At 63.3% G+C, this 22,579-nt stretch carries 19 protein-coding genes; 11 read left to right on the top strand and 8 right to left on the bottom strand.

Features of this window, described 5'->3' with window-relative positions:
* Nucleotides 1-10: 10 nt before the first annotated feature.
* Nucleotides 11-1,540, bottom strand: coding sequence for a flippase (locus tag BM167_RS07550; RefSeq protein WP_092890945.1), 1,530 nt, complete (start codon nt 1,538-1,540; stop codon nt 11-13).
* Between the two features lie 108 nt (nt 1,541-1,648).
* Here BM167_RS07550 and BM167_RS18875 point away from each other — a divergent pair, with 108 nt between their 5' ends.
* A complete protein-coding gene (locus BM167_RS18875) occupies nt 1,649-3,511 on the top strand; it encodes a sulfatase-like hydrolase/transferase (RefSeq protein WP_281244625.1) in 1,863 nt (620 codons plus the stop codon).
* Here the strand turns inward: BM167_RS18875 and BM167_RS07560 are convergent.
* Nucleotides 3,508-3,921 carry an acyltransferase gene (locus tag BM167_RS07560; RefSeq protein WP_245781318.1) on the bottom strand — a complete coding sequence of 138 codons (414 nt, stop codon included), beginning with the start codon at nt 3,919-3,921 and terminating at the stop codon, nt 3,508-3,510. The two genes, BM167_RS18875 and BM167_RS07560, sit on opposite strands and share 4 nt — an antisense overlap.
* 280 nt (nt 3,922-4,201) lie before the next feature.
* Here BM167_RS07560 and aglF point away from each other — a divergent pair, with 280 nt between their 5' ends.
* Both aglF and BM167_RS07570 read left to right on the top strand, forming a co-directional pair.
* Nucleotides 4,202-4,951: a UTP--glucose-1-phosphate uridylyltransferase AglF gene (aglF, locus tag BM167_RS07565; protein ID WP_092890949.1), complete on the top strand. Its 750-nt coding sequence runs from the start codon at nt 4,202-4,204 to the stop codon at nt 4,949-4,951.
* A 48-nt stretch (nt 4,952-4,999) separates the two neighbouring features.
* Complete coding sequence (locus BM167_RS07570; protein WP_092890951.1) at nt 5,000-5,896, top strand: glycosyltransferase family 2 protein; 897 nt, start codon at nt 5,000-5,002, stop codon at nt 5,894-5,896.
* 16 nt (nt 5,897-5,912) lie between these two features.
* On the opposite strand, the gene aglG is transcribed toward BM167_RS07570, so the two are convergent.
* Nucleotides 5,913-6,854, bottom strand: a complete 942-nt coding sequence (gene aglG / locus BM167_RS07575) for a glucosyl-dolichyl phosphate glucuronosyltransferase (RefSeq protein ID WP_092890953.1) — start codon at nt 6,852-6,854, stop codon at nt 5,913-5,915.
* A 120-nt stretch (nt 6,855-6,974) separates the two neighbouring features.
* Between aglG and BM167_RS07580 the strand changes: the two genes are divergently transcribed.
* Nucleotides 6,975-10,172, top strand: a complete 3,198-nt coding sequence (locus BM167_RS07580) for an oligosaccharyl transferase, archaeosortase A system-associated (RefSeq protein WP_092890955.1) — start codon at nt 6,975-6,977, stop codon at nt 10,170-10,172.
* A gap of 142 nt (nt 10,173-10,314) precedes the next feature.
* Here BM167_RS07580 and aglM read toward each other — a convergent pair whose 3' ends face one another.
* Entirely contained in the window at nt 10,315-11,607 is a 1,293-nt protein-coding gene (gene aglM, locus BM167_RS07585; RefSeq protein WP_092890957.1) for a UDP-glucose 6-dehydrogenase AglM, read from the bottom strand.
* Between the two features lie 122 nt (nt 11,608-11,729).
* Here aglM and BM167_RS07590 point away from each other — a divergent pair, with 122 nt between their 5' ends.
* Nucleotides 11,730-12,761 carry a DUF368 domain-containing protein gene (locus BM167_RS07590; RefSeq protein WP_092890959.1) on the top strand — a complete coding sequence of 344 codons (1,032 nt, stop codon included), beginning with the start codon at nt 11,730-11,732 and terminating at the stop codon, nt 12,759-12,761.
* 58 nt (nt 12,762-12,819) lie between these two features.
* On the opposite strand, the gene BM167_RS18095 is transcribed toward BM167_RS07590, so the two are convergent.
* Nucleotides 12,820-12,972, bottom strand: coding sequence for a rubrerythrin-like domain-containing protein (locus BM167_RS18095; protein ID WP_143095481.1), 153 nt, complete (start codon nt 12,970-12,972; stop codon nt 12,820-12,822).
* A 263-nt stretch (nt 12,973-13,235) separates the two neighbouring features.
* Between BM167_RS18095 and BM167_RS07595 the strand changes: the two genes are divergently transcribed.
* Together BM167_RS07595 and cutA are read left to right on the top strand one after the other, a co-directional pair.
* Nucleotides 13,236-13,442 (top strand): HEWD family protein, encoded by a 207-nt coding sequence (locus BM167_RS07595; RefSeq protein WP_092890961.1) that lies wholly within the window; start codon nt 13,236-13,238, stop codon nt 13,440-13,442.
* A 48-nt stretch (nt 13,443-13,490) separates the two neighbouring features.
* Nucleotides 13,491-13,817 (top strand): divalent-cation tolerance protein CutA, encoded by a 327-nt coding sequence (cutA, locus tag BM167_RS07600; protein ID WP_092890963.1) that lies wholly within the window; start codon nt 13,491-13,493, stop codon nt 13,815-13,817.
* A 43-nt stretch (nt 13,818-13,860) separates the two neighbouring features.
* Here cutA and BM167_RS07605 read toward each other — a convergent pair whose 3' ends face one another.
* Nucleotides 13,861-14,538, bottom strand: coding sequence for a phosphoglycolate phosphatase (locus tag BM167_RS07605; RefSeq protein ID WP_092890965.1), 678 nt, complete (start codon nt 14,536-14,538; stop codon nt 13,861-13,863).
* Between the two features lie 31 nt (nt 14,539-14,569).
* Nucleotides 14,570-15,772 carry a Cdc6/Cdc18 family protein gene (locus BM167_RS07610; protein WP_092890967.1) on the bottom strand — a complete coding sequence of 401 codons (1,203 nt, stop codon included), beginning with the start codon at nt 15,770-15,772 and terminating at the stop codon, nt 14,570-14,572.
* 366 nt (nt 15,773-16,138) lie between these two features.
* Here BM167_RS07610 and glpA point away from each other — a divergent pair, with 366 nt between their 5' ends.
* Genes glpA through BM167_RS07625 form a run of 3 tightly spaced genes read left to right on the top strand, consistent with a single transcriptional unit; the run spans nt 16,139 to nt 20,500 of the window.
* Nucleotides 16,139-17,941, top strand: coding sequence for an anaerobic glycerol-3-phosphate dehydrogenase subunit GlpA (gene glpA, locus BM167_RS07615; protein WP_092890969.1), 1,803 nt, complete (start codon nt 16,139-16,141; stop codon nt 17,939-17,941).
* A complete protein-coding gene (gene glpB, locus BM167_RS07620; protein WP_092890971.1) occupies nt 17,928-19,196 on the top strand; it encodes a glycerol-3-phosphate dehydrogenase subunit GlpB in 1,269 nt (422 codons plus the stop codon). Before glpA ends, glpB begins: the two co-directional genes overlap by 14 nt.
* Nucleotides 19,193-20,500 carry an anaerobic glycerol-3-phosphate dehydrogenase subunit C gene (locus BM167_RS07625; RefSeq protein WP_092890973.1) on the top strand — a complete coding sequence of 436 codons (1,308 nt, stop codon included), beginning with the start codon at nt 19,193-19,195 and terminating at the stop codon, nt 20,498-20,500. The genes glpB and BM167_RS07625 overlap by 4 nt, the downstream gene beginning before the upstream one ends.
* Before the next feature lie 50 nt (nt 20,501-20,550).
* On the opposite strand, the gene BM167_RS07630 is transcribed toward BM167_RS07625, so the two are convergent.
* Complete coding sequence (locus tag BM167_RS07630) at nt 20,551-21,786, bottom strand: FAD-dependent oxidoreductase (RefSeq protein ID WP_092890975.1); 1,236 nt, start codon at nt 21,784-21,786, stop codon at nt 20,551-20,553.
* A 199-nt stretch (nt 21,787-21,985) separates the two neighbouring features.
* Here BM167_RS07630 and BM167_RS07635 point away from each other — a divergent pair.
* Nucleotides 21,986-22,579: FGGY family carbohydrate kinase (locus tag BM167_RS07635; RefSeq protein WP_245781319.1), on the top strand; the 594-nt coding region annotated here is incomplete at its 3' end.

Consider the following 22,579-nt stretch of genomic DNA (forward strand, 5'->3'; position numbering starts at 1 on the left):
ATTCGCCGCTTTACTTCACGTTCACGAACCTTCGTACTAACGAGAGGTCAACTCCGAAATAGTGCTCTATATCTGAGACTATCTTCAAATCGTGTTCTTCGATTCCACCGAACCGGGCGATAAAGACGGTCAACAAGAGGACGTAGAGGACAGCGAAGCCGAGTTGTACGACTACCCTCTCCGGGAATGTAGGTCGAACGAACAGTTCGATAGCGCCGATACTGAGCGTAGCGGCCGTCACCGGGGGAAGCATAACCCTGTTCTGCGGCAAGATTCCGGTGACTCGATACAACTTAGTCGAATTTAGAACGTTTAGAAGTCCGTACGACAGAGTAGTTGCCACGGAGGCACCGACGTAGGAGTATCCAGGGATTAGAAGGAAGTTCAAAACGAGATTGACTACAGCGACGAGAACGCTGTAATACATCACCGCCTTGTTGCATCCCATCGAGACGAGTGCTTTCGAGTTAGGTCCGACGATAGCGTGGAAAAAGAACGAGATGGAGAGAATCCTCAAGGCTAACGCGCCCTCGCTATATTTGGCGCCGAAGGTGAGCGATATTGTGAGTTCAGGAAAGAAGAAAAACAGAACGAAAAGAGGGCAAGCGGCGAAAAGAATCCATTTGGCTACTGCCGTGTAAATAGAACGCATACCGTCGGCATCCTCGTTCGAGTGGTACTTCGAGAAGACTGGAAGAAAAATAAATCCGAAAGAGGTGAGCGTGACAGAGAGCATCGAAGCGAGTGGATACACGACGCCGTATATCCCCACATCTTCTACCGTCGCCAACCACCCTACCATGAACGTATCCACGTGCGAGAATACGAGCGTCATCGCTCCAGAGATAGACAGCGGAAGCGAAAACAGCAACAACTCTTTCCGCCGGGTGGTGTACCCGCCTGAGTCTCCGAGCGACGTTCTCCGGTATAAGTATACCAGACCGACGGCGGCGGCGACGACGTACGCAGCGAGAAATGCGCTGATGAGTCCTACCGTCCCCAGTCCCAACGCCAGTACGGTGATTATGAGGCCGAAACGCACGACAGGCAACGAGACGTGCTTCATTATCACCTTCGGCATGACTTCCTCTGTTCCCTGAAGGACTCCGACAGCTAACGTCACAAATGCCGCGAACGGAACCGTAATACTCGCAATTTGGAGGATAGGTGTGAGGGAGCTATCGTCGAATACGTTCGTAGCTAGGTAACCGGACGATGCGAAGAGAACCCCCCCGATAACCAGCGATACTGGACCGACTATCTGTATCGCAGAGACGATGATTCCCTTCTTATCTTCGATTGTGTCGTATCGGGGAAGGAACCGCCCGGCGCCGGTTTGAAGACCGAGGACGGTGAGCATGGAAGCAAATGTAATGAGTGTTGTGCCTATCGAGATGCCGCCATAAGAGGATACACCAAGGATTCGAGCCATGAAGAGTTTCGCGATAAAGGCGGTTCCTAGCTCAATTCCCATTCCGATAATGACCAATCCGCCTCCCTTAAACAGAGAACGAAAGGTAGAATCTAGACCATCTGCCATTGCTGTTGAGAGAGAACACAAGCAGGTATGCGTTTTGATGTTTGAGCAATGTAAATCCGCCACGAAGATTATTACTCTGGTCTCTGCATATTCTATTTAATGTTTGATATGGGTCGTGTTAAAAAGGGCATTCAGCATATCCTACACGGAAACCTATCTGAGCCAATTGATTTCATTATCAGAGAACGAGGAATATCAAGGATAGATAAATTTGTTGATTCTTTTGAGTCTCGCGAGAGTATCGTTTCCCCTGAGAAAGAGTCTATCGTACAGAATAATGAATGGTACTTTCCCGTCACCAGAACTGATGAGACAGAGTTCATTTCAGAAGAACCGGTCAGTCGAATCGATTTCCATGTCGTTAAAGCAGGGGCTACAGGGACGTTCGAGGTATGCGGAGAATTTACTACGACCGTTGGAGATACCGTTCAGCGAACAGTAACGAAGGATTCTAACCATCCTCAGGAACGAGAGCACTGTTCTATCCAGTTCACGTTTGACGAACCCGTGATAGAAGGCACGTTGACGCTGGAGGCAGCCAATAGTTCCACTAATTCAGTAGGTACTGCTCTACTCAACGCGGTGACTGAACAAGACCGGTATGAGGGGCAAAGACCACGGCTTCAAATCCCTCGTCTCCGCCGGGAGACAGACAACCCTCCGATAATTTTACTGTCCATTGATGCGTTGCGATGGGACGTCACCGAACTACTGACTTGGCTATTTGGTTCGTACGCCGACGACTTCGAACAACCTGAGGAACCTCGTACCCAAGGACGATGGACCGCCCCGTCACACGGGTCGATGTTTACCGGCGTCCATCCGGGCGACCACAGGTACGTGGGTGCTCGCAAGCCGGGCGATCCAAGTCGCCCAATCCACCCAGAACTGGAGTCGATTCCGAAGTTACTCTCGCGTCGCGGCTACAAATCGTCGGCCATCGTGAGCCACACGCGGATCCTGCCGGAGTTCGGCTTCGGTCGTGGATTCGACCGGTTCAAACTCCATAAGATGGCTCACGACCGTTGGAACACCAGAGAGACTGACGCGCGGGCAACCGTCGACCAACTGATCGAATGGTTGGATGTCGACGTTGGAACTTCAAACGTATTCTACTTCGCTCACCTCTTCGACGCACACTACCCGTACTATCCACCACGAAGCCTTCACGACGGTGATTCGGTAGATTACGACGTGATTCAGCAGTTTACAGATCTCCGTCCGGACAACTCGGACTACCTGAAACTCATTGAGTCTACCGACGACCCGATGGACCCGCAGGTGCTTGACGAAATCAAGCGGTACTACGGTCAATCAGTCGACTACATCGGGTCGCAGTTGGTGCGTCTGTTCGACCGGTTGGAAACACACGATCTGTACGACGACGCGTTGATATTCATCACCGGAGACCACGGGGAAGAGTTCGGTGAACGGGGAGTTTACAGCCATACGTCCCTATACGACGAGAACATTCGACCGGCCGTGTTGGTGAAGCCTCCGGAGAACACCGATTGGAGCGTGCCGACGGAGACGGACGAATTAGATATATTGCCGACAATCGCTCGTGCAGTCGGTGAATCACCACCGTCGTACTGTCCGGGCGTCCCGTGGCAAGAGGACGTCCCTAGACGCACTCGAATTACCGAACGAATAGACCCCGACTGGTACAACGTATCTATCGAAGAAGAGGGCATAAAGGGGATATTCACCTACCCGGAGAACTTCCCCGACCGACCGACCGAGAGGACGGTCGACCGAGGTCCAGAGTACGAGGAGTTCTACCGACTCGAAGCGGTCAGGGAGGGGAATACGGATGACCACGCAGATAGCATCGACGAGGACACAAAGCGACGCCTGCGAGAGAAGGCCGCATCGTTCGTAACGAAGAAACCGATCGTAGACGACTCGGGACTCGTCGCAGAGACCGATCAGGAGACGAAAGAACACCTTCGACAGTTGGGATACTTCTAACGTTCGTGGTCCAATTGTTCGCTTCGGAGGCGGTCGTAGTGGTCTTCGTCCCGACTTGAGAACTGTGTCGCAGGGTGGCCGCCGACGATAGCGCACTTTGGAACATCTTCGACGACGACACTTCCCGCTTGGACGATTGCACCCTCTCCTATCGTCACTCCCGGGAGGATGATAACTCGGTGGCCGAACCAGACGTTGTCCTCTACGACCACCGGTTCGTGAATCATCTCGTCGTCGTAGGGGAGTTCTTCACCGTGGTAGTTGTGCCGTTGGGTGTGAATGATACAGTCGCGGCCGGAATGAAAGTGGTCTCCGATTTCTACCTCGCCTTCGCCATTGACCTCCAGTCCGTTGAAGTGGACGTCGTCGCCGAGAGTGGTAGATCGGCTCAGATTCGTCGGTCCGTTCACTCGTAAACCGGACCCGTACGACCGTACTTGTGCCTTCACGAACGTGGTGTAAAAACGGCGTATGAGTTCCGAACGAACCGAACGATAGGCGTGGTAACTCTCGGACAACATGGACTGGTCGTGGTTCTTCCGCTATCGTTATTAGATTGACTGTGGGTGTATCCGATTCGAGCGGTAACTCGGGTAGCCGGTGTGGCGACGGCCGAGAGACACGACTCGGTAGGAGCCAGCGAGGAATACCTCACAAACATATTTACAACATCCACTTGAATCTACGATCATGCAAGCAGTCGTCCTCGCCGCCGGCAAAGGAACGAGACTCCGCCCACTCACAGACGACAAACCGAAGGGGATGGTCGAAGTCGACGGGAAACCCATTCTCACGCACTGTTTCGACCAACTCGTCGACCTCGGCGCGGAGAAACTCGTCGTCGTCGTCGGCTACAAAAAGGAGGTCATCATCAGCCACTACGACGACGAGTACAGGGGCGTTCCGATCACCTACACCCACCAACGCGAACAGAAGGGACTCGCGCACGCCCTCCTGACCGTCGAAGACCACATCGACGAGGACTTCATGTTGATGCTCGGAGACAACATCTTCGAGGCGAACCTCGGCGACGTGGTCAAGCGACAACGCGAGGACCGGGCCGACGCCGCGTTCCTCGTCGAGGAGGTGCCGTGGGAGGAAGCGTCTCGCTACGGCGTCTGCGTGACGAACGACTACGGCGAAATCACCGAGGTCGTCGAGAAACCGGACGACCCGCAGTCGAACTTGGTGATGACGGGGTTCTACACGTTCAGCCCGGAGATATTCCACGCGTGTCACCTCGTCCAACCCTCGAACCGCGGCGAGTACGAGATAAGCGAAGCCGTCGACTTGCTCATCCGGTCGGGGCGGACGATCGACGCCATCGGCATCGAAGGGTGGCGGTTGGACATCGGTTACCCCGAGGACAGAGACGAAGCGGAGCGTCGCCTGACCGGCGAAACCGACGGCGAGAGCGAAGCCGCCGCGAGCTCCGAGTAACCACCCGACCGCGACGCCTTTGTACCCGAGAGTGTGAAGCGAACGGTGATGTCCGACACAGTTCGTCCCAGCGTCTCCGTCGTCGTCCCCGTCTACAACGACCCGGAGGGGATACGCGACACGCTCTCGACTCTCACTTCGCAGACGTACCCGTCGGACCGGTTGGAGATACTCCCCGTCGACAACGGGTCCACCGACCGAACCCGCGATGTCATCCGTCAGTTCGCCGCCGAGTACGACACGATCGAGCTGGTGGTCGAAGACGAGATACAGGGGTCCTACGCCGCTCGGAATGCGGGGATAGAGGTGTCCACCGGCGACGTGTTGGCGTTCGTCGACGCGGACATGTACGCGGACGACGACTGGCTGGTCTCGGCCGTCGAAGCGACGGCGGACGCTCCGTACGTCGGGTGTAACGTCGAACTCGTCGTCGACGGCGAGGAAACTCTCGCCGCCGAGTTCGACGCGCAGACGGCGTTTCCGGTCGAGCGGTATCTCCGTCACCAGCAGTACGCGCCGACGTGTTGTCTCCTCGTCCGTCGGTCGGTCGTCGAAGACGTGGGGGCGTTCGACCCGCGCCTCGTCTCCGGCGGCGATTCGGAGTTCGGGACGCGCGTCGCGGACGCGGGATACGCACAGTCGTTCGCGGCGGACGCGACGCTCTATCACCCGGTACGCGACTCGTTCGGGTCGCTGGTGAAGAAGGAACTCCGAGTCGGCCGCGGTCTCTGTCAAAGACAGGAGGTTTATCCCGAACGGTTCGGCCGCCCGGGGATACCGCCCCGTCCGAGCGGTGCGAAATCGGCCGAAGACGACGGCGACGGCGCGCCGCTACCGACGCCGAAGCGGATGCTGTTCGACGCGCTCTCGGCGTCGATGACGGGAGTGCGCGCTCTCGGCTATTACCGCGAATACGCCCGGTACGTCCGGGGGAACGCCCGCTGAGAACGATAGGTCCGCGTTACGAGTTCACCTTCTCCACCAGATTCGGCGTCAACATCCCGTACAGGTAGCCGAACCCGACGGCGGCGGTGAACACGAATATCGCCACCAACTGCTTGACCTTCGCCGCGGAGGGCTCCTTTGCCAACTGATACAGTCGCGCCGGGACGTACTCGACCAGCAGGTCCTTCAGATACTCGTTTTTCCCGTCCGAGGCCTGCGGGAGGAGGAGGTCCATGACGCGCTTCGAGTAGCCCTGCCAGAAGGACCGGAAGACGAGCCACCGCGGTTCGGTGCGGTACTCGAACAGTTTGTGGTGGACGCGCGCGCGTTTGTTGTAGATGACGCGCTTGCCCGTCTGCTCGTGGATGCGGATACAGACCGGCGCTTCGTGCGCCTGAATGTGTCTGTCGCCCTTCCGGCCGGTGTTCTCGTCGTAGCCGCCGACGTCGAGGAAGACGTCGCGCTTGTAAGAGATGTTCGAACCGTAGGTGTTTCTGACCTCCTCCATGTGGCGTCCGAAGCCCCGTTCGTCACAGCCGACGAGCCAGTAGAACTCCGAGGGGAAGAAGTCGGGCTTGTCCGCGACCCAGTCGGGGACGACGTTGCCGCCGACGGCGACGGCGTCGGGGTTCTCCTCGTACGTTCGGACGAGTTTCTCTATCCAGTCGGGTTCGGCCGTCGCGTCGTCGTCTATCATCGCGACGACGTCGCCGGTGGCTATCTTCGCGCCTTTGGTCCGACTGTAGGAGATACCGCGGTTCTCGTCGTTGCAGTGGAGGACGACGTTCTCCACGTCGCCGAAGTCCTCCTCGACGCGCGCGAACACCGCTTCGTTCCCGTCGACGACGAGAACCACCTCGATGGATTCGTAGCTCTGTGCGAGGACGCTCTCGACCGCCTCGGAGAAGGAGGGGTAGCGGTCCATCGAGTACGTACAGACCACCACGGAGACTTTCATTTGCGGTGCGTTCCGAACGCGTCCGAATAAGCGTTACCCTTCCAGAGCGTCCGAGAACCCCGAACACGGGCAAATCGGTCATCATAAGGCTTATGCGTCAAACCAAGACCACTCTACACAATGAGCGACGAACAGCGAGAGAGCACCTCCGCGTTGGGGAGCCGTCACGATTCCCCGGCGGTGGTCGGTCTCCTCCGTAGACACTATCCGAAAGCCGTCCTCTCCGTCATCTTCGCGGTGATGCTCACCATACGTCTCCGCGCGTACGACAAGTTCGTTCGGGACGGGTCCGTCTACTTCGCGGGTAACGACGCCTGGTACCACCTCCGCCAGGTGAACTACACGGTCAGAAACTGGCCCTTCACGATGCCGTTCGACCCCTGGACCGGGTTCCCGTACGGGACTCTGGCGGGTCAGTTCGGTACGCTGTACGACCAACTGGTCGCGACGGCGGCGCTTATCGTCGGACTCGGCGACCCCTCCTCCGCGCTCGTCGCGAAGACGCTTTTGGTCGCCCCGGCCGTCTTCGGCGCGTTGACGGTCATCCCGACGTACCTCGTCGGTAAGCGCCTCGGCGGGCGCATCGGCGGACTGCTCGGTGCGGTCATCCTGATGTTGCTCCCGGGGACGTTCCTCCGGCGCGGCCTCGTCGGCTTCGCCGACCACAACGTCGCCGAACCGCTGTTCATGGGCCTCGCAGTCGCCGCCACGATGGTCGCACTCACCGTCGCCGACCGCGAGAAACCCATCTGGGAACTCGTCTCCGCCCGCGACCGAGACGCGCTTCGAGCGCCGACGACGTGGGCGGTTGTCGCGGGCGTCGCGATGGCGCTGTATCTGGCCGTCTGGCCGCCGGGCATCCTCCTCATCGGTATCTTCGGAATCTACCTCGTCTTCCAGTCGGTGAGCGACGTGATGCAGGAGAAGACGCCCGAACACACGCTCTTTGTCGGTGCCGTCTCCATGGCGGTGACGGGCCTCGTCATGGTCCTGCTCATAGAAGAGCCGGGCTTCGGCGTCACCGGCTTCTCGCTCCTGCAGCCGCTGTTTGCGTTCGGCGTCGCCGCGGGCGCGGTGGTTCTCGCCGCCCTCGCACGGCAGATAGAGGACAGAGGACTCGACGACTGGGCGTTCCCGGTCGCCGTCTTCGGACTGCTCGCCGTCGCACTCGGCCTGTTCGCCGTCGTCCTCCCGAGCGTCTTCGACAGCATCACCCGAAACCTGCTCCGGACGGTCGGGTTCAGCGCGGGCGCGGAGACGCGCACCATCGGCGAGGCGCAGCCGTTCCTCTCGCAGAGCACCCTCCAGCGGTTGCAGATGACCGCGGTGAACCGCATCATAAGCGAGTACGGGTTCACGTTCTTCACGGGTCTGGCTGCGGCCGTCTGGTTGACCATCAAACCACACATCCGAAGCGGCGACACCCGGAAGATTGGATACGTCGTCGGCGGTTTGGCCGTCATCGGTCTGCTGTTTCTCGTCCCCGGGATTCCGGCAGCCATCGGCGGCGCACTCGGCGTGGCACCGTCGCTCGTCGGCCTCGGTATCGTCTCTCTGCTCTTCTTGGGAGCGGTCCTGCAGGCGGAGTACGAGCCCGAACACCTGTTCGTTCTCGTCTGGGTGGCGTTCATCACCTCGGCGGCGTTCACGCAGGTTCGCTTCAACTACTACCTCGCCGTCGGCGTCGCGGTGATGAACGCGTACTTCGTCGGCCAGTTCCTCGGTTCCACCTACCTCGATTTCGACAGCGTCTCGCGCTTCGACGACATCTCGGCGTATCAGGTACTCGCCGTCGCCGCGGCCCTGATGCTCATCCTGACGCCGGTGTTGGTCGTTCCGCTCGGCGTCCGAAGTACCGGCAACGCCCAGTTCGACCAATCCTCGAACGCGTGGGAGACCGCCGGCCAGGCGAACCCCGGCGAGGCGACCGAGTGGCAGGGCAGTCTGGAGTGGATGAGCGAACAGACGCCCGCCGAAGGTCGATTCGGCGGCGCGTCCAACGAGATGGAGTACTACGGGACGTACGAGTACACCGACGACTACGAGTATCCCGACGGCGCGTACGGCGTGATGTCGTGGTGGGACTACGGCCACTTCATCACCGTCATGGGCGACCGCATCCCGAACGCCAACCCGTTCCAGCAGGGAGCCACCACGGCGGCGAACTTCCTTCTCGCGCCCAACGAGACGCAGGCACAGGACGTTCTCGCGGCTCAGAGCACCGAGGGCGACCAGACTCGGTACGTGATGGTCGACTGGAAGATGGCGACGCCCGGTTCGAAGTTCGGCGCGCCGACCATCTGGTACGACGCCGAGAACGTCTCGCAAAACCAGTTCTACGAGCCGATATACCGGTTCGACCAGGAGGGACAGTACCAGGGTAACTTCCTCGTTCGTCATCAGCGCTACTACGACAGCATGATGACGCGTCTCTACCTCTACCACGGGAGCGCACACGAACCGAGCCCCGTCGTCGTCGACTGGGAACCGCAGTCGGTGAGTTCCGGCTCCGGTGAGAGGACGGTGAAGGCCGCACCGACCGGAAACGAGACGACTGTGAAGACGTTCGACAACATGAGCGCGGCGCGTCAGTACGTCGCCGAGGACGGCACCGCGCAGATAGGCGGCATCGGGTCGTACCCGTCCGAACGCGTCCCGGCGCTGGAGAACTACCGACTCACGAAGGTGTCGAACTCCTCTGCGACGCAGTCGAACGCCTACCTCCGGCAACTGTACGGCGACGCCCGGATGGCGGGCGTCCAACCGCAGGCCACGCTCCCCAGCGACCCCTCGTGGGTGAAGACGTTCGAGCGCGTCCCCGGCGCGACGGTGTCCGGAAGCGGCGCGCCCGCGAACGCGAACGTGACGGCGAGCGTCGAGATGAACGTCCCGACGTCGAACTCGACGTTCACGTACACGCAACGGGCGCAAGCCGACGAGAACGGCGAGTTCACCATGACGCTGCCGTACGCCACCACGGGCTACGACGAGTACGGCCCCGAAAACGGTTACACGAACGTCAGCGTCCGCGCGGCCGGTCCGTACACCATCTCCTCGGGCGCGTCGCTCAACGAGAGCGGCTACGTCGTCAGCCAGCAGGCGAATCTCTCCGTCGAGGAGGGACAGGTCAACGGCGCGGAAGACGGGAACGTCAGCGTCGAACTCGAACGCAGCGCAGAGCAGCTAGAGATCAACTCCGGGTCGTCCGACTCGGGGTCGGAGTCGAGCGGTGAGTCCGACTCCGGCGAGCAGTCGTCTCTCGCGTCCGACGGGGACGTGACCGCGGTTTCGGAGTCGACCGCGACCCGCGCCGCGTAAGCGTCTTCGACGGTCGATTCTTCTTCTTTCGACGTTCTCGACGGAGTTGCGGCCCTCGGCGTCGCGAGAGTGCCGCCCGCGAGGCGGCGTCGGGTCCGAAGAGCGGAGAAAATCCGAGTCGCGTCGAGAGTCGGACTCGCAGTTAGACCAGCGACTCGTAGACGATGCCGTCGCGCCGAGAGACGATGCTGCGCCCGTCGACGACGACGGCGTCCGTCATCGCGTCGAACTCGTCGTCCAGTGCGGCGAACTCGTCCCAGTCGGTGACGACGAGTGCGGCGTCGGCGCCCGCCAACGCGTCCGCCGCAGAGTCGGCGTAGTCGATATCCGGGAAGTGCTCGCGCATGTTCTCCGTCGCGACGGGGTCGTAGCCGACCACGTCCGCGCCCGCGTCGAGGAGGGCGTCGATGAGGGGAATGGCCCGAGAGTTGCGCACGTCGTCGGTTCCGGGCTTGAACGCGAGACCCAACACGGCGACGCGGGCGCCCGAGGGGTCGGTGTGCTCGCGGAGGATGTCGAGCATCCGGACGGGTTGTCTGTCGTTGACCTCGACTGCGGCTTCGAGCATCGTGGCTTCGTAGCCCGCGTCCCGCGCCGCGGCGACGATGGCGGCGACGTCTTTGGGGAAGCAACTGCCGCCCCACCCCACGCCCGCGCCGAGGAACGCAGAGCCGATTCGAGAGTCCAGGCCGACGGCGTCCAACACCTCTTCGGAGTCGATTCCGTACTCCTTGCAGATGTTCGCGAGGTCGTTCGCGAGCGATATCTTCGAGGCGAGAAAGGCGTTGTTGGCGTACTTTATCATCTCCGCCTCGCGGACGCCCGTCTCGACGACGGGCGGCCCGCCGGCCCGTTCGACGAGGGGGTCGAACACGTCGCGGAGAAGCGCCGCCGCGCGGTCGGTCTGAGAGCCGAGGACGACTTTGTCCGGGCCGAGAAAGTCCGAGACGGCGCTTCCCTCTCGGAGGAACTCGGGGTTCATCCCGATGTCGAAGTCGGTGCCGAGTTCGAGTCCCGACTCGTCTTCGAGGAGAGGCGCGATGACCTCCTCCGTCGTCGTCGGGACGACGGTGCTCTTGGTGACGACGAGGTGGTAGCCGTCTTTGTCCGCGAGCGTTCGGCCGACGGACCGCGCGCCGGCCTCCATGATGGAGAGGTCGATGTGGCCGTCGTCTTCGGACGGCGTCGGAAGCGCGAGAAACGTCGCGTCGGTGTCGAGGATGGCGTCGTAATCGGTCGTCGCGCGGAGTCTGTCGCCCGCGTGTTTCTCTACGAGTTCGTCGAGGCCGGGTTCGTGAATCGGCGCGTCGCCGTCGTTCACCGACGCGACGATGTCCTCGTCGATGTCGACGTTCACCACGTCGTGTCCGACCTCGGCGAAGCACGCCGCGATAGTCGTCCCGACGTACCCGCTCCCGATGATGCTGAGCTTCATTGGGCGATACGTCAGTCTCCGCCAGTTTCAACGTTCTCCTTACTCCCACGGCGCGAGAGGCGGGAGTCCGAGAGAGTGCGAGAAGCGAAACACGGGAGTACGGGGACGCCGAAGCAAGGCGCATGTCTCACGACACCGACGAGTCGCGCTCCGCTCTCACCGCGTGGCTCGTCGTCTACCTGAAGGGACTCTGTATGGGTACCGCCGACGCGGTTCCGGGCGTCTCCGGCGGTACCATCGCGCTTCTGACCGGCATCTACGAACGACTCATCGACGCCGTCACGGACGTCTCGCCGCGCCGGATATTCGACGCGGCGGGCGGCGTCTTCCCGGGGCGCCGAACTCGGGCCGCCGAGGCGTTCCGCGCGATGGACGTCGTGTTCCTCGCCGTCCTCGGTGCGGGCATCATGACGGCCGTCGTCACCGTAACGCGCGTCGTCCACACCGGCATCACCCAGATGCCCGTCCCCACGTTCGGATTCTTCTTCGGCCTCATCGCCGCCTCGGCGTGGGTGCTCCTCAGCGAGATATCGCTCGACACGCCCGCGCGCGTCGCCGCCGCAGTTTCGGGGTTCGTCGTCGCGTTCGTCGTCTCCGGAACCGCCAGAACCGCCCTCGGAACCGGACCTCTGGTGACGTTCGTCGCCGGCGCCATCGCCATCAGCGCGATGATTCTCCCGGGGCTCTCGGGGTCGTTGCTCCTCATCCTCCTCGGGCAGTACGAGTTCATGACCGGCGCGCTGAAGGCGTTCGTCAACGGCCTCCTCGGACTCGTCGGCGGCGGAAGCGCCGCGCCCGTCGTCGAGAACGGAGCCATCGTCACCGCGTTCATGCTCGGCGCGGTGGTCGGCCTGTTCACCGTCGCGCACGCGGTACGGTGGGCACTCGAACACCACCGAAAGCCGACGCTCGCGTTCCTCATCGCTCTCATCGTCGGCGCACTCAGAGCGCCCGTCGTCAGCGCGGGCAACCAACTCGCCGAGATGGGCCGAGCGTGGACGACCGAACTCGTCGCCGTGTTCCTCGTCGCCGCGGTCGGCGGCGTCGTCGCCGTCCTCCTCGTCGACCACTACGCGGGACTGGCCGACTTCGAGGACAGTCCGCGAGGTGACGGCGGAACCGAAGAAACGGCCGCCGGAAGCGGCCTCGACTGAGGAGAACGCGACACGTCGGTGGAGTCGGTGGTTCTGGTGTGGGTCGGAGCCGAGAGGGTCACTCTCGCGGGACCGAGATGTTGCGCACGTCCTCGCTCCCGCAGTCCGCGCAGGCGACGGCGGACTCGGCGGTGAACCGCGTTCCACACCTGAGACATTCGTAGTAGCCTTCGGTCGGTGTGTATGGGTCTATCGTGCTATTGAACACCACACCGAGTGGATTCGGAGGGGATCTATTAACGTTTGTCCTGAAACACACCTAATATCTGTAAACACCTAGAACACCAGCGTTTCTACAGTCATAATCTCACTCTTTGGTCGATATTACGAGACGAACGGATTATTTTCTTTCGGTGAGCGTATCTCGACTCGGAATCCGTCCGAAACGACGGCGTCGAGACGGGGGGCGACGACCGACCGCTGCCGCGGAAGTCAACGTTAACTCGTTGCACGCCCCCGTACGACGTGAGCACCATGTCCGACGGGAAACTTCGCACGCCGACGAACCGGACCTGCGAGCGATGCGGTCGAGCCGAACAGTGGGACCGAACCGAGGAGACGTGGCGCGTCGTCGAGACGGACGGGACGCCACGAGTCGGAAACCCCCACTGTATCCACGAGTGGGACATAAACGGCGCGTTCTCTCCGTTCGGCGACGACGCGGACTCCGCGGAGGTCTGAGACCGAACCGGGCGAAACGACGAAGCGTTCCGCGCGCCCAGAGAGCGTATGCCGACAGTGTTCGTCACCGCCCCGCCCGACGCCGCGCCGGAACTCGCGCGGACCCTCGTCGAGGAACGACTGGCCGCCTGCGTCAACCGCGTCCCTTGCGACTCCGTCTATCGCTGGGACGGGCGCGTGCACGAGGAGTCAGAGGAGATTCTGCTGGCGAAGACGACCGAAGACGGGTACGCCGCGCTCCGAGACAGAGTCGAGGAGTTACATCCCTACGACGTGCCGTGTATCGAACGGTTCGACGACGCGGACGCGCTTCCCGCGTTCGCGTCGTGGGTGGAACGGTCGACCGGCGAGGGGAGTCCGGACGGCGATAGCTGACGCCGCGAGCACCGGCGACGGGCCGAACGTAGCCGAGAGACGGTCAGTCGCGAAGTTCTCGCAGGACCGAGAGCGTCCCGTCCATGTACGACTCTTCGAGTACCTCGTCCGCGGCGGCCTTCGCGACGTCGTCGGCGTTGGCGACGGCGTACGACCGACCGGCGACTTCGAACGTCGAGGCGTCGTTCTCGCTGTCGCCGACGGCGACGAACTCCGCCGGGTCGAGGTCGAGCGTCTCACAGACGGTCCGGAGGCCGTCGCCTTTCTCTATGCCGGGCGTCTTCAGGTGGTAGGCGTAGCCCGTGTCGAGCACTTCGAGGCCGTAGTCGGCGGCGACGTCTCGCAACAGGTCCTCGTCGGCCGAGAGGTTCACCGCTATCTCCGTCTCGCGCCACTTGTTGACGGCGTCGAACTCACCCCATCCGACGTCGCCGCCGCGGGCGACGAACTCCGCTGCGGCGGCCTGTGCGGCGTCTTTGTCGGCGTTGTACGACACCTCGCCCGCGGCGAGGACGACGCCGCCGTTCTCGGCGACGACGGTCTGTTCGATCCCGACGTAGTGACAGAGGCTCACCGGGTAGGGAAACGCCTTGCCAGTCGCGAGAACGACGGGCGCGCCCCACGTCGGTAGCGTCTCGAACACCCGCGGGTCCAGTCGCCCCGGGGCGTCGGTGAGCGTTCCGTCGATATCCAACACGAGCGGTGGTACCGCAGTGTCCATGCGGGGACGACGGGGACCGAGAGCAAAGAGGCTACGCCGCCGACCGGTCTCGGTCACGCCGTTCGACCGTCCGGTCGTCGAGGCGTTCGAGGACGCCCGTCGGGACGTTCGGTTCCGGCCGACTGGGCGGTCGTCCGGGGCCCGTATCGCCCGCCTCGGACCCGGCGACGCGACGAACTACGTCGAGTTCCGCCAGTTCGTAGAGGAGACGTTTGACCGTAGCCGCAGAGAGGTCGACGGCGGGCGCGTCGGCGATGGTCGCCGCGGCGCAGGTGACCGACTCGCGGTCGGCGTCGTCCGACTCGACGAGTTCGAAGAGGACGCGGCGGTGACTCGAAGAGAGCGACCTGACGCGACCGAGCGAACAGCAGTTCGCGGGAACGCTCTCCATCCCCGATTCGACGTGTCGAGGTTCGATTCGGCCCTCCGCGCCGGCGTCGGACGCCGCGACGGCCGCAGCGAACAGTGCCGCGAGTCCGTCGTGAGCGTCGCCGTCGGCCCACGCGGCCACCTCACTGACGGCGTCGTGACCGAGTGCGTGGCGGGCGAGTCCGTCCGACGTGCGACTCGTGAGGATGTCCGCGAGTGCGTGCCGTTCGTACCGCGGCACTTCGACCGTCGCGAGGGCCGCGTCGCCCGCCGGGTCGGCGCGTCCGACGGCGACGTACGAGAGCGACTCCGACACGGGAGAGAACACGTCGGCGAGGCGGCCGACCGGGAGCGTCTCCGGTTCGCCGACGTGGTCGACTGCGACGACGACGCGGCGGTCGTCGCCGAGTTCCGCTTCGAGACGCGCTCTCAAAGCGGCGGTTCCGACGCCGCCGGACGGGACGGGGTCGTCGACGACGGCGTCGAGGACGGCCCGGAGCAGGGCGAACTCGCTCGCGGCCGACCGGGCGTCGACGTAGACGAACTCGACTGCGGGCGGCGACGTCGCTCTCGTGGTCGTGTGGATGACCGCCCGCCGGGGTGGCGTGCTCGCGGCGAAGTGATCGAAAACTGCGGAGACGACGGCCGACTTCCCGGCCCCCTTCGGGCCGTAGACGTAGGTGTCGGCCGGCAGTTCGCCGGTGAACACCGGGTCGAGACGGTCGAGCAGTCGTTCGAGCGTCGGCCCTCGCCCGGTCGGTTCGTCGGGGTGAACCGTCGGGTCGAGCGCCGAGAGGTCTCGAACCAGCCGGTTCGCGTCGGTTTCGCGTCGTCGCCGCCGTTCGATCCGCTCTCCTAATCGCATCTGTGGATCCGTGGTTCGTCTCTCGGTTCACCGGCCGGGGATAAAAATTCGACGCGTGCTCGTCTCTCGTCGATATCGCAGCTATCACCGTACACACCGCTCGAACCGCCGGTATTCGTCGATAGCCGTACGAGCGAGCGGCCGTCGAACTATCCAGATCGGACGACCGTTCGTAACTATTGCAATCGTTCAGTCACAATTCCGCGGATATCGAGTCGGTCGGTGAAGCAACCGTCGTCGAGAACCGTCGTAAACGGTGCAGAGGAGTCGGGGGTCGGTCCGAGAGCTCGTCGTCCGGATAGTTTACGGACGGGTCGGGCTGAGAGGTAAAATAAAGTAGGGGGAGACCAACCATCCGGGAGTGAGATGACCGAAACGCCGAGCGTCCTCGTCATCGGCGGGGGTTCGACCGGGTGCGGCATCGCGCGTGACCTCGCGATGCGCGGACTCGACGTCACCCTCGTCGAGAAGGGGAACCTGACCCACGGGACGACGGGTCGGATGCACGGCCTGCTCCACAGCGGCGGTCGGTACGCCGTCTCGGACCAGGCGTCAGCGAAAGAGTGCATCGAGGAGAACCGCGTCCTACGCCGAATCGCGAGCCACTGCGTCGAGATGACCGGGGGGCTGTTCGTCCAGCGACCGGAGGACGACGACGACTACTTCGAGAAGAAACTGGAGGGCTGTCGCGAGTGCGGCATTCCGGCCGAGGTGCTCTCGGCCGAGGAGGCCCGGGAGATGGAGCCGTACCTCGCAGAGGACGTAAAGCGAGCCATCCGCGTCCCCGACGGCGCGGTGGACCCGTTCCGCCTCTGCGTCGCAAACGCCGCAAGCGCGATAGAGCACGGCGCGCGAATCGAGACCCACTCCGAGGTGATAGACGTCCTCGTCGATGGCGGGGAAATCGTCGGCGTCGAAGTGGAACACCAGTCCGGGGAGGGACCGCACGTCCACGGCCAACCCGGAACGACAGAGGAGATTCACGCCGACTACGTCGTGAACGCGACTGGCGCGTGGGCCGGCCAAATCGGCGACCTGGCCGGCGTCGACGTGGAAGTCCGCCCCTCGAAGGGCGTCATGACCATCATGAACGTCCGGCAGGTGGACACCGTCGTCAACCGCTGTCGGCCGAAGGGCGACGCGGACATCGTCGTGCCGCACGAGACGACGTGCATCCTCGGAACGACCGACGAAGAGGTAGAAAACCCGGAGGACTACCCCGAAGAGGGGTGGGAGGTGGACATGATGATAGACACCCTCTCGGAGTTGGTTCCGGTGCTGTCGGAGTCCCGAACCATCCGTTCGTTCTGGGGCGTCCGACCGCTGTACGAACCGCCGGGGACGGGGACGACGGACTCGACGGACATCACGCGCGATTTCTTCCTCTTGGACCACGCCGACAGAGACGACCTGCCGGGGATGTCCTCCATCGTCGGCGGGAAGTTCACCACCTACCGCATGATGGCGGAGCAGATTTCCGACCACGTCTGCGGGAAACTCGGCGTCGACGCCGACTGCCGCACCGCCGAGGTTCCGCTTCCGGGCTCCGAGGACTTCACCGTCCTGGACGACTACATGGAGGAGTTCGGCATCCGGTCGCCCGTCGGGCGGCGGAGCACCCAGCGCCTCGGGTCGCGCGCCGACGAGGTGCTCGGCGGATGGGACGGTCCGAACCCCGTCGTCTGCGACTGCGAGGCGGTCACACGCGCGGAGATACAGGACGCCATCGACGCCTCGGGGACCGACCTCAACGCCGTCCGCATCCGCACCCGCGCTTCGATGGGCAACTGTCAGGGCGCGATGTGCTGTCACCGGATGGCGAACGAACTGTCCTCCGAGTACGACGAACTCGTCGTCCGCGACTCGTTCGATGACCTGTACCAAGAGCGCTGGAAGGGCGAACGGCACGCCCTCTGGGGCGAGCAGTTGTCCCAAGCGATGCTGAAGCACATGCTCCACGCGACGACGATGAACCGCGACGGCGACGCGGCGGCCAGAGAGGGGAGCGTCGACTTCGACGCGTTCGACGCCGGCCCCGACGTCGCCTCGGGCGGGGCGGGAGGCGGGCCGGACAGGGCTGCGACGGACGGCGGTCCCGACCGCGTCGGGAGCACGTCAGACCGGAGGTCCGACGGCGGAATCGAAGGAGAGACCGATGCCGATTCGTGAGGACGTCCTCGTCGTCGGCGGCGGACTCGCCGGGAGTTTCGCGGCACTCGCCGCCGCCGAATCCGGCGCGAGCGTCAGACTTCTCTCGCACAAAAAGAGCACGCTCCGGCAGGCGAGCGGACTGATAGACGTGCTCGGCTACGTGGACGGGGAGGGGCCGCACGCCGACCCGTTCGCGGCGATGGCCGAGTTGTCCGACGACCACCCGTACAGCGTCGTCGGCGAGGAGGCCGTCCGCGAGGGCCTGCGCCTCTTCGACGAGGCGGTGGGCGACGCCTACCGCGGCGGGCACACGGAGACGAACGCGCTCGTTCCGACCCACGGCGGGACGGTGAAACCGACGGCTCGCTACCCCGAGTCGGTCGCCCCCGGACTCGCCAGCATCGACGGGGACGCGCTCTTTGTCGGGTTCGAGTCGCTGACCGACTTCGAGGCGCCACTCGCCGCGGACCACGTCGCCGCGTCGGGCGTCCCCTTCAACGTCCGCGGCGCGACGCTTCGCTTCCCGATGGCGTTCCGCGCCGACGCAAAGGTGACTCGGTACGCCAGAGCCCTCGACAAGAACGAACGAGTCGACGGGACGGGCGTCCGTCGCGCCCTCGCGGAGGCGGTCAAAGAGGAACTCGACGGAGAGGCGCGCGTGGGGTTCCCGGCGATGCTCGGCGACGACCACGCCGAAGAGGTCAGACGCGACCTGTCGGACCGACTCGGTGCGGCGGTGTTCGAGATACCGACCGGGCCACCGAGTCTGCTCGGTCTCACGCTCGAAGACATCCTGTTCGACGCACTCGACGACGCTGGCGTCCGCATGTCGGTGGGCAACCCCGTCGTGGATTACGAGGCCACAGACGGCCGCGTAGACGTCGTCTACGTGGACCAAAAACACAAGCGCGTCCCCTACCACGCCGAGGAGTTCGTCCTCGCGACGGGGGGACTCGTCGGCAAGGGAATCCGGTCGAACCGCGAACGGGTCGAAGAACCCGTCTTCGGACTTCACGTTCCGCACCCCGACGACCGCTACGAGTGGTCCGAGTCGGCGGCGTTCGGCGACCACGCCTTCGCGCGGTTCGGCGTCGTCCCCGACGGCGAGATGCGACCGACGACCGAGAGAGGCGAACCGCAGTTCGAGAACCTCCGCGCGGCCGGCGGCGTCGTCGGCGGGGCGAACACCGCCCGCGAGAACTCCGCGAGCGGTGTCTCGCTCGCGACGGCGGCCGTCGCCGGTACCCGCGCGGGAGAGGAGGCACGTAGATGAGCGACGCAGAATCACCACTAGACGCAGACCTCGGACCGACAGAACAGGACGATTTCGAACCGGTGCAAGTGTTCGACGACGGGGCGGGGATGGACCTCAGACCCGGCGCGGACAACTGCTATAAATGCACGTCGTGCGACACCTCCTGCCCGGTGGCGGAGGTGAACGACGACTTCCCCGGGCCGAAGTTCCAAGGCCCAGAACAGTGGCGTCTCAAGCGCAAGAGCGACGAGGACATAGACGACTCCATCATGTCGTGTTCGAACTGCATGCGCTGTGACGACGCCTGTCCGTCGGGCGTCCCTCTCAGCCAGATGCACAACACCGCGCGCGGGGAGTACGTCGAAGAGCAGATGGACAAGCTCTCGACCGAGTACATCCGCAACCGCATCCTCTCGAACTACCGCACGTCGGCGGAGATAGCGTCGAAGGTGCCGCGTCTCGCGAACTTCGCGATGAACTTCGGCCCCGCGCGGTGGGTGATGGAGAAGACGCTCGGCGTCACGTCCGAACGGGAGTTCCCCGAGTTCGCAGAGCAGACGTTCCGCGAGTGGTGGCAAGAACGCGGCGGCCCGCAGGTTCGCTCCGAGGAAAAGCGCGTCGCCTACTTCCACGGCTGTTACTCGAACTACAACACGACGGAAGTCGGCAAGGCGATGGTCCGCGTCTTCGAGGAGTTCGGCTACGAAGTCGTGGTCCCCCAACAGCGCTGTTCGGGGACGCCCATGTTCGCAAACGGGATGTTAGACGACGCAAAGCGCGCGGCGGGCATCAACGTCGAGAACTTCGCGGGCCTCATCCCCGAGGGGTACGACATCATCGCCTCCTGTACCTCCTGTTCGCTGTCGCTGAAACAGGAGTACCCCGAACTGTTCGACATAGACGGCATCCAGGACCTGGCGTCGCACACCTACGAGGCGATGGAGTATCTCCGCATCCACGAGGACCTGGAGGGCGAACTCGCCGATGCCTCCGTCTCGGACCGGTCGTTCGCCTACCACGCGCCGTGTCACGCCCGGAATCAGGGGCTCGACCGGCAGGCGGTCGAACTGTTCCGCGACGTGGACGGCGTCACCATAGAGGACGTCGGCGACTCCTGTTCGGGCATCTCCGGCACCTACGGCTGGAAAGAAGAGAAGTACGAGACGTCGATGAAGATAGGCGAAGACATGTTCGACCACATGGACCACGCCGAGGGGAACGTCGGCATGACCGAGTGTCCGACCTGCTCGATGCAGATGGAACACGGCACCGGCTACGACATCGAGCACCCCCTCCAACTGATAGAAGACGCGCTCGTCTGAGGAACGATTCGCGCGGTTCGCGGCGTTTTTCGGCCTGTTCCTCGTCCCGCTCAGTCCTCTCTTCGCACCGACGGGCTGAGAACGTCCTCGTCGCTCGGCGACCGGGCGTCGAACGCCTCCACGAACGCGTCGAGTCGTTCCGGGTCGTCGGCGCCCGGCAGGGGGCGTTCGTCCGTGACGCACTCCGCGTCGACGCCGAGTCGGTCCGCGACGAAGTCGGACATCTGCTCGGCCATCTGTCTGTACGTGGTCAGTTTCCCGCCGACGATGCTCGCGAAGTTCTCGACTCCCCCCTCCGTGTGGTCCACGAGGAAGAACCCCCGCGAGATGCCGCGAGACCCCTCGCGACTCGCCTCGTCGGGCGCGTAGAGCGGTCTGACCCCCCACCACGTCCGGGCGACGTCGGCGTCCGCTACCGACGGGAGCATCTTCGAACACTCCTCGAACATCCGTTCTACCTCCGCGTCGTCCTCGGGGACGTCGTCGGGGTCGTCCACGTCGATACTCGTCGTCCCGAGAATCACCTGGTGGTCGTGCGGGACGATTATGTCGCCGTCCGCGGGGGGGCGACACCGGTTCAACACCGGTTCGAGGCCGTCGTAGTACACCGAGACCATCACGCCCTTGTTCGGTTGCATCTCGACGTCGATACCGGCCATCGCGGCGACTCCGCCCGCCCACGTCCCGGTCGCGTTCACGACGTAGTCGGCCTCGACGCTCTCTGCGCCGTCGAGTTCGACGTCGACGATTCGACCCTCTTCGACCGTCATCCCCTCGACCGGGGTGTGGGTGAGTACGGTCGCTCCGTTGTCGCGGGCGTCGGCCGCGTTGGCGGCGGCGAGGCGCGAGGGGTAGACGACGCCGTCCGGAACGGCCATCGCGCGGACGACGTTCGCAGAGAGGTCCGGAACGCGGCGTCGCGCCTCGTCACCGTCGAGAACCTCGGCGGGGATGTCGAGTTCTCGGCAGGCCTCGTACTTCTCGTCGAAGTACTCCGGGTCGTCGTCTTCGAGTTGGACGAACAGACCGCCGCTATCGCGGATGCACTCGCCCGCGATGCGCCGCAGGATGCGGTTCTCCTCGATGCACTCTTCGGCACCGACCGGGTCGGCCTCCGCGTACCGGGCACCGCTGTGAAGGAGACTGTGCGACCGACCGGACGTGCCCCCCGCGATTCCGCGTCGTTCGGTCAGCGTCACGTCGATACCGCGGAGTGCGAGGTCACGGGCGATTCCGGTTCCGGTTGCGCCGCCGCCGACGACGAGAACCTCAGTCGTGTGTGCCATCAGTAGACGTTAGGGAGTCGACGGTTTGGAACTGGCGGTGATCCATCAAATTCGAATAAAGTCAGATTATAGCGGTCTAGAGGCGATAGTGCTCGGAATTTCGTTCATATTGCTGAGGAAACATTTAATGGGTTACCTAGTGATTTGTTAGCACGTTCGGCGGCGGGTTCGACCCGTCACGGGACGGAGTTGGTGACACATGGCACAAGACACGTACATCGGGGCGGTCGATCAGGGAACGACGGGAACGAGATTCATGGTGTTCGACCACGGCGGGAAGGTGGTCGCAAACGCCTACCAGAAACACGAACAGATCTATCCGGAACCGGGATGGGTCGAACACGACCCAGAGGAGATCTGGGAGAGCACGAAAGACGTCGTAGAGGAGGCACTGCGGAACGCCGACTTGGGTGCAGACCAACTGGACGCCATCGGCATAACGAACCAACGCGAGACCACCCTCATCTGGGACCCAGAGAGCGGTCGTCCTCTCAACAACGCCATCGTCTGGCAGGACCGACGCACCACAGACCGCGTCGAAAAGCTCCAAGACGAGGGCAAAGAAGAGTGGGTCCGCGGGAAAACCGGCCTCGAACCCGACGCGTACTTCTCGGCGACGAAAGCAGAGTGGTTACTCGACAACACCGACCAGATAAAGCTCCAGCGGATGCGCCCCGACGACGTCCGCGACAGGGCCGAACAGGGCGAGTTGATGTTCGGCACCATCGACTCGTGGCTCATCTACAAACTCACCGGCGAGCACATCACCGACGTGACCAACGCCTCGCGGACG

The sequence above is a fragment of the Halopelagius inordinatus genome (assembly GCF_900113245.1).
Lineage (GTDB): Archaea > Halobacteriota > Halobacteria > Halobacteriales > Haloferacaceae > Halopelagius > Halopelagius inordinatus.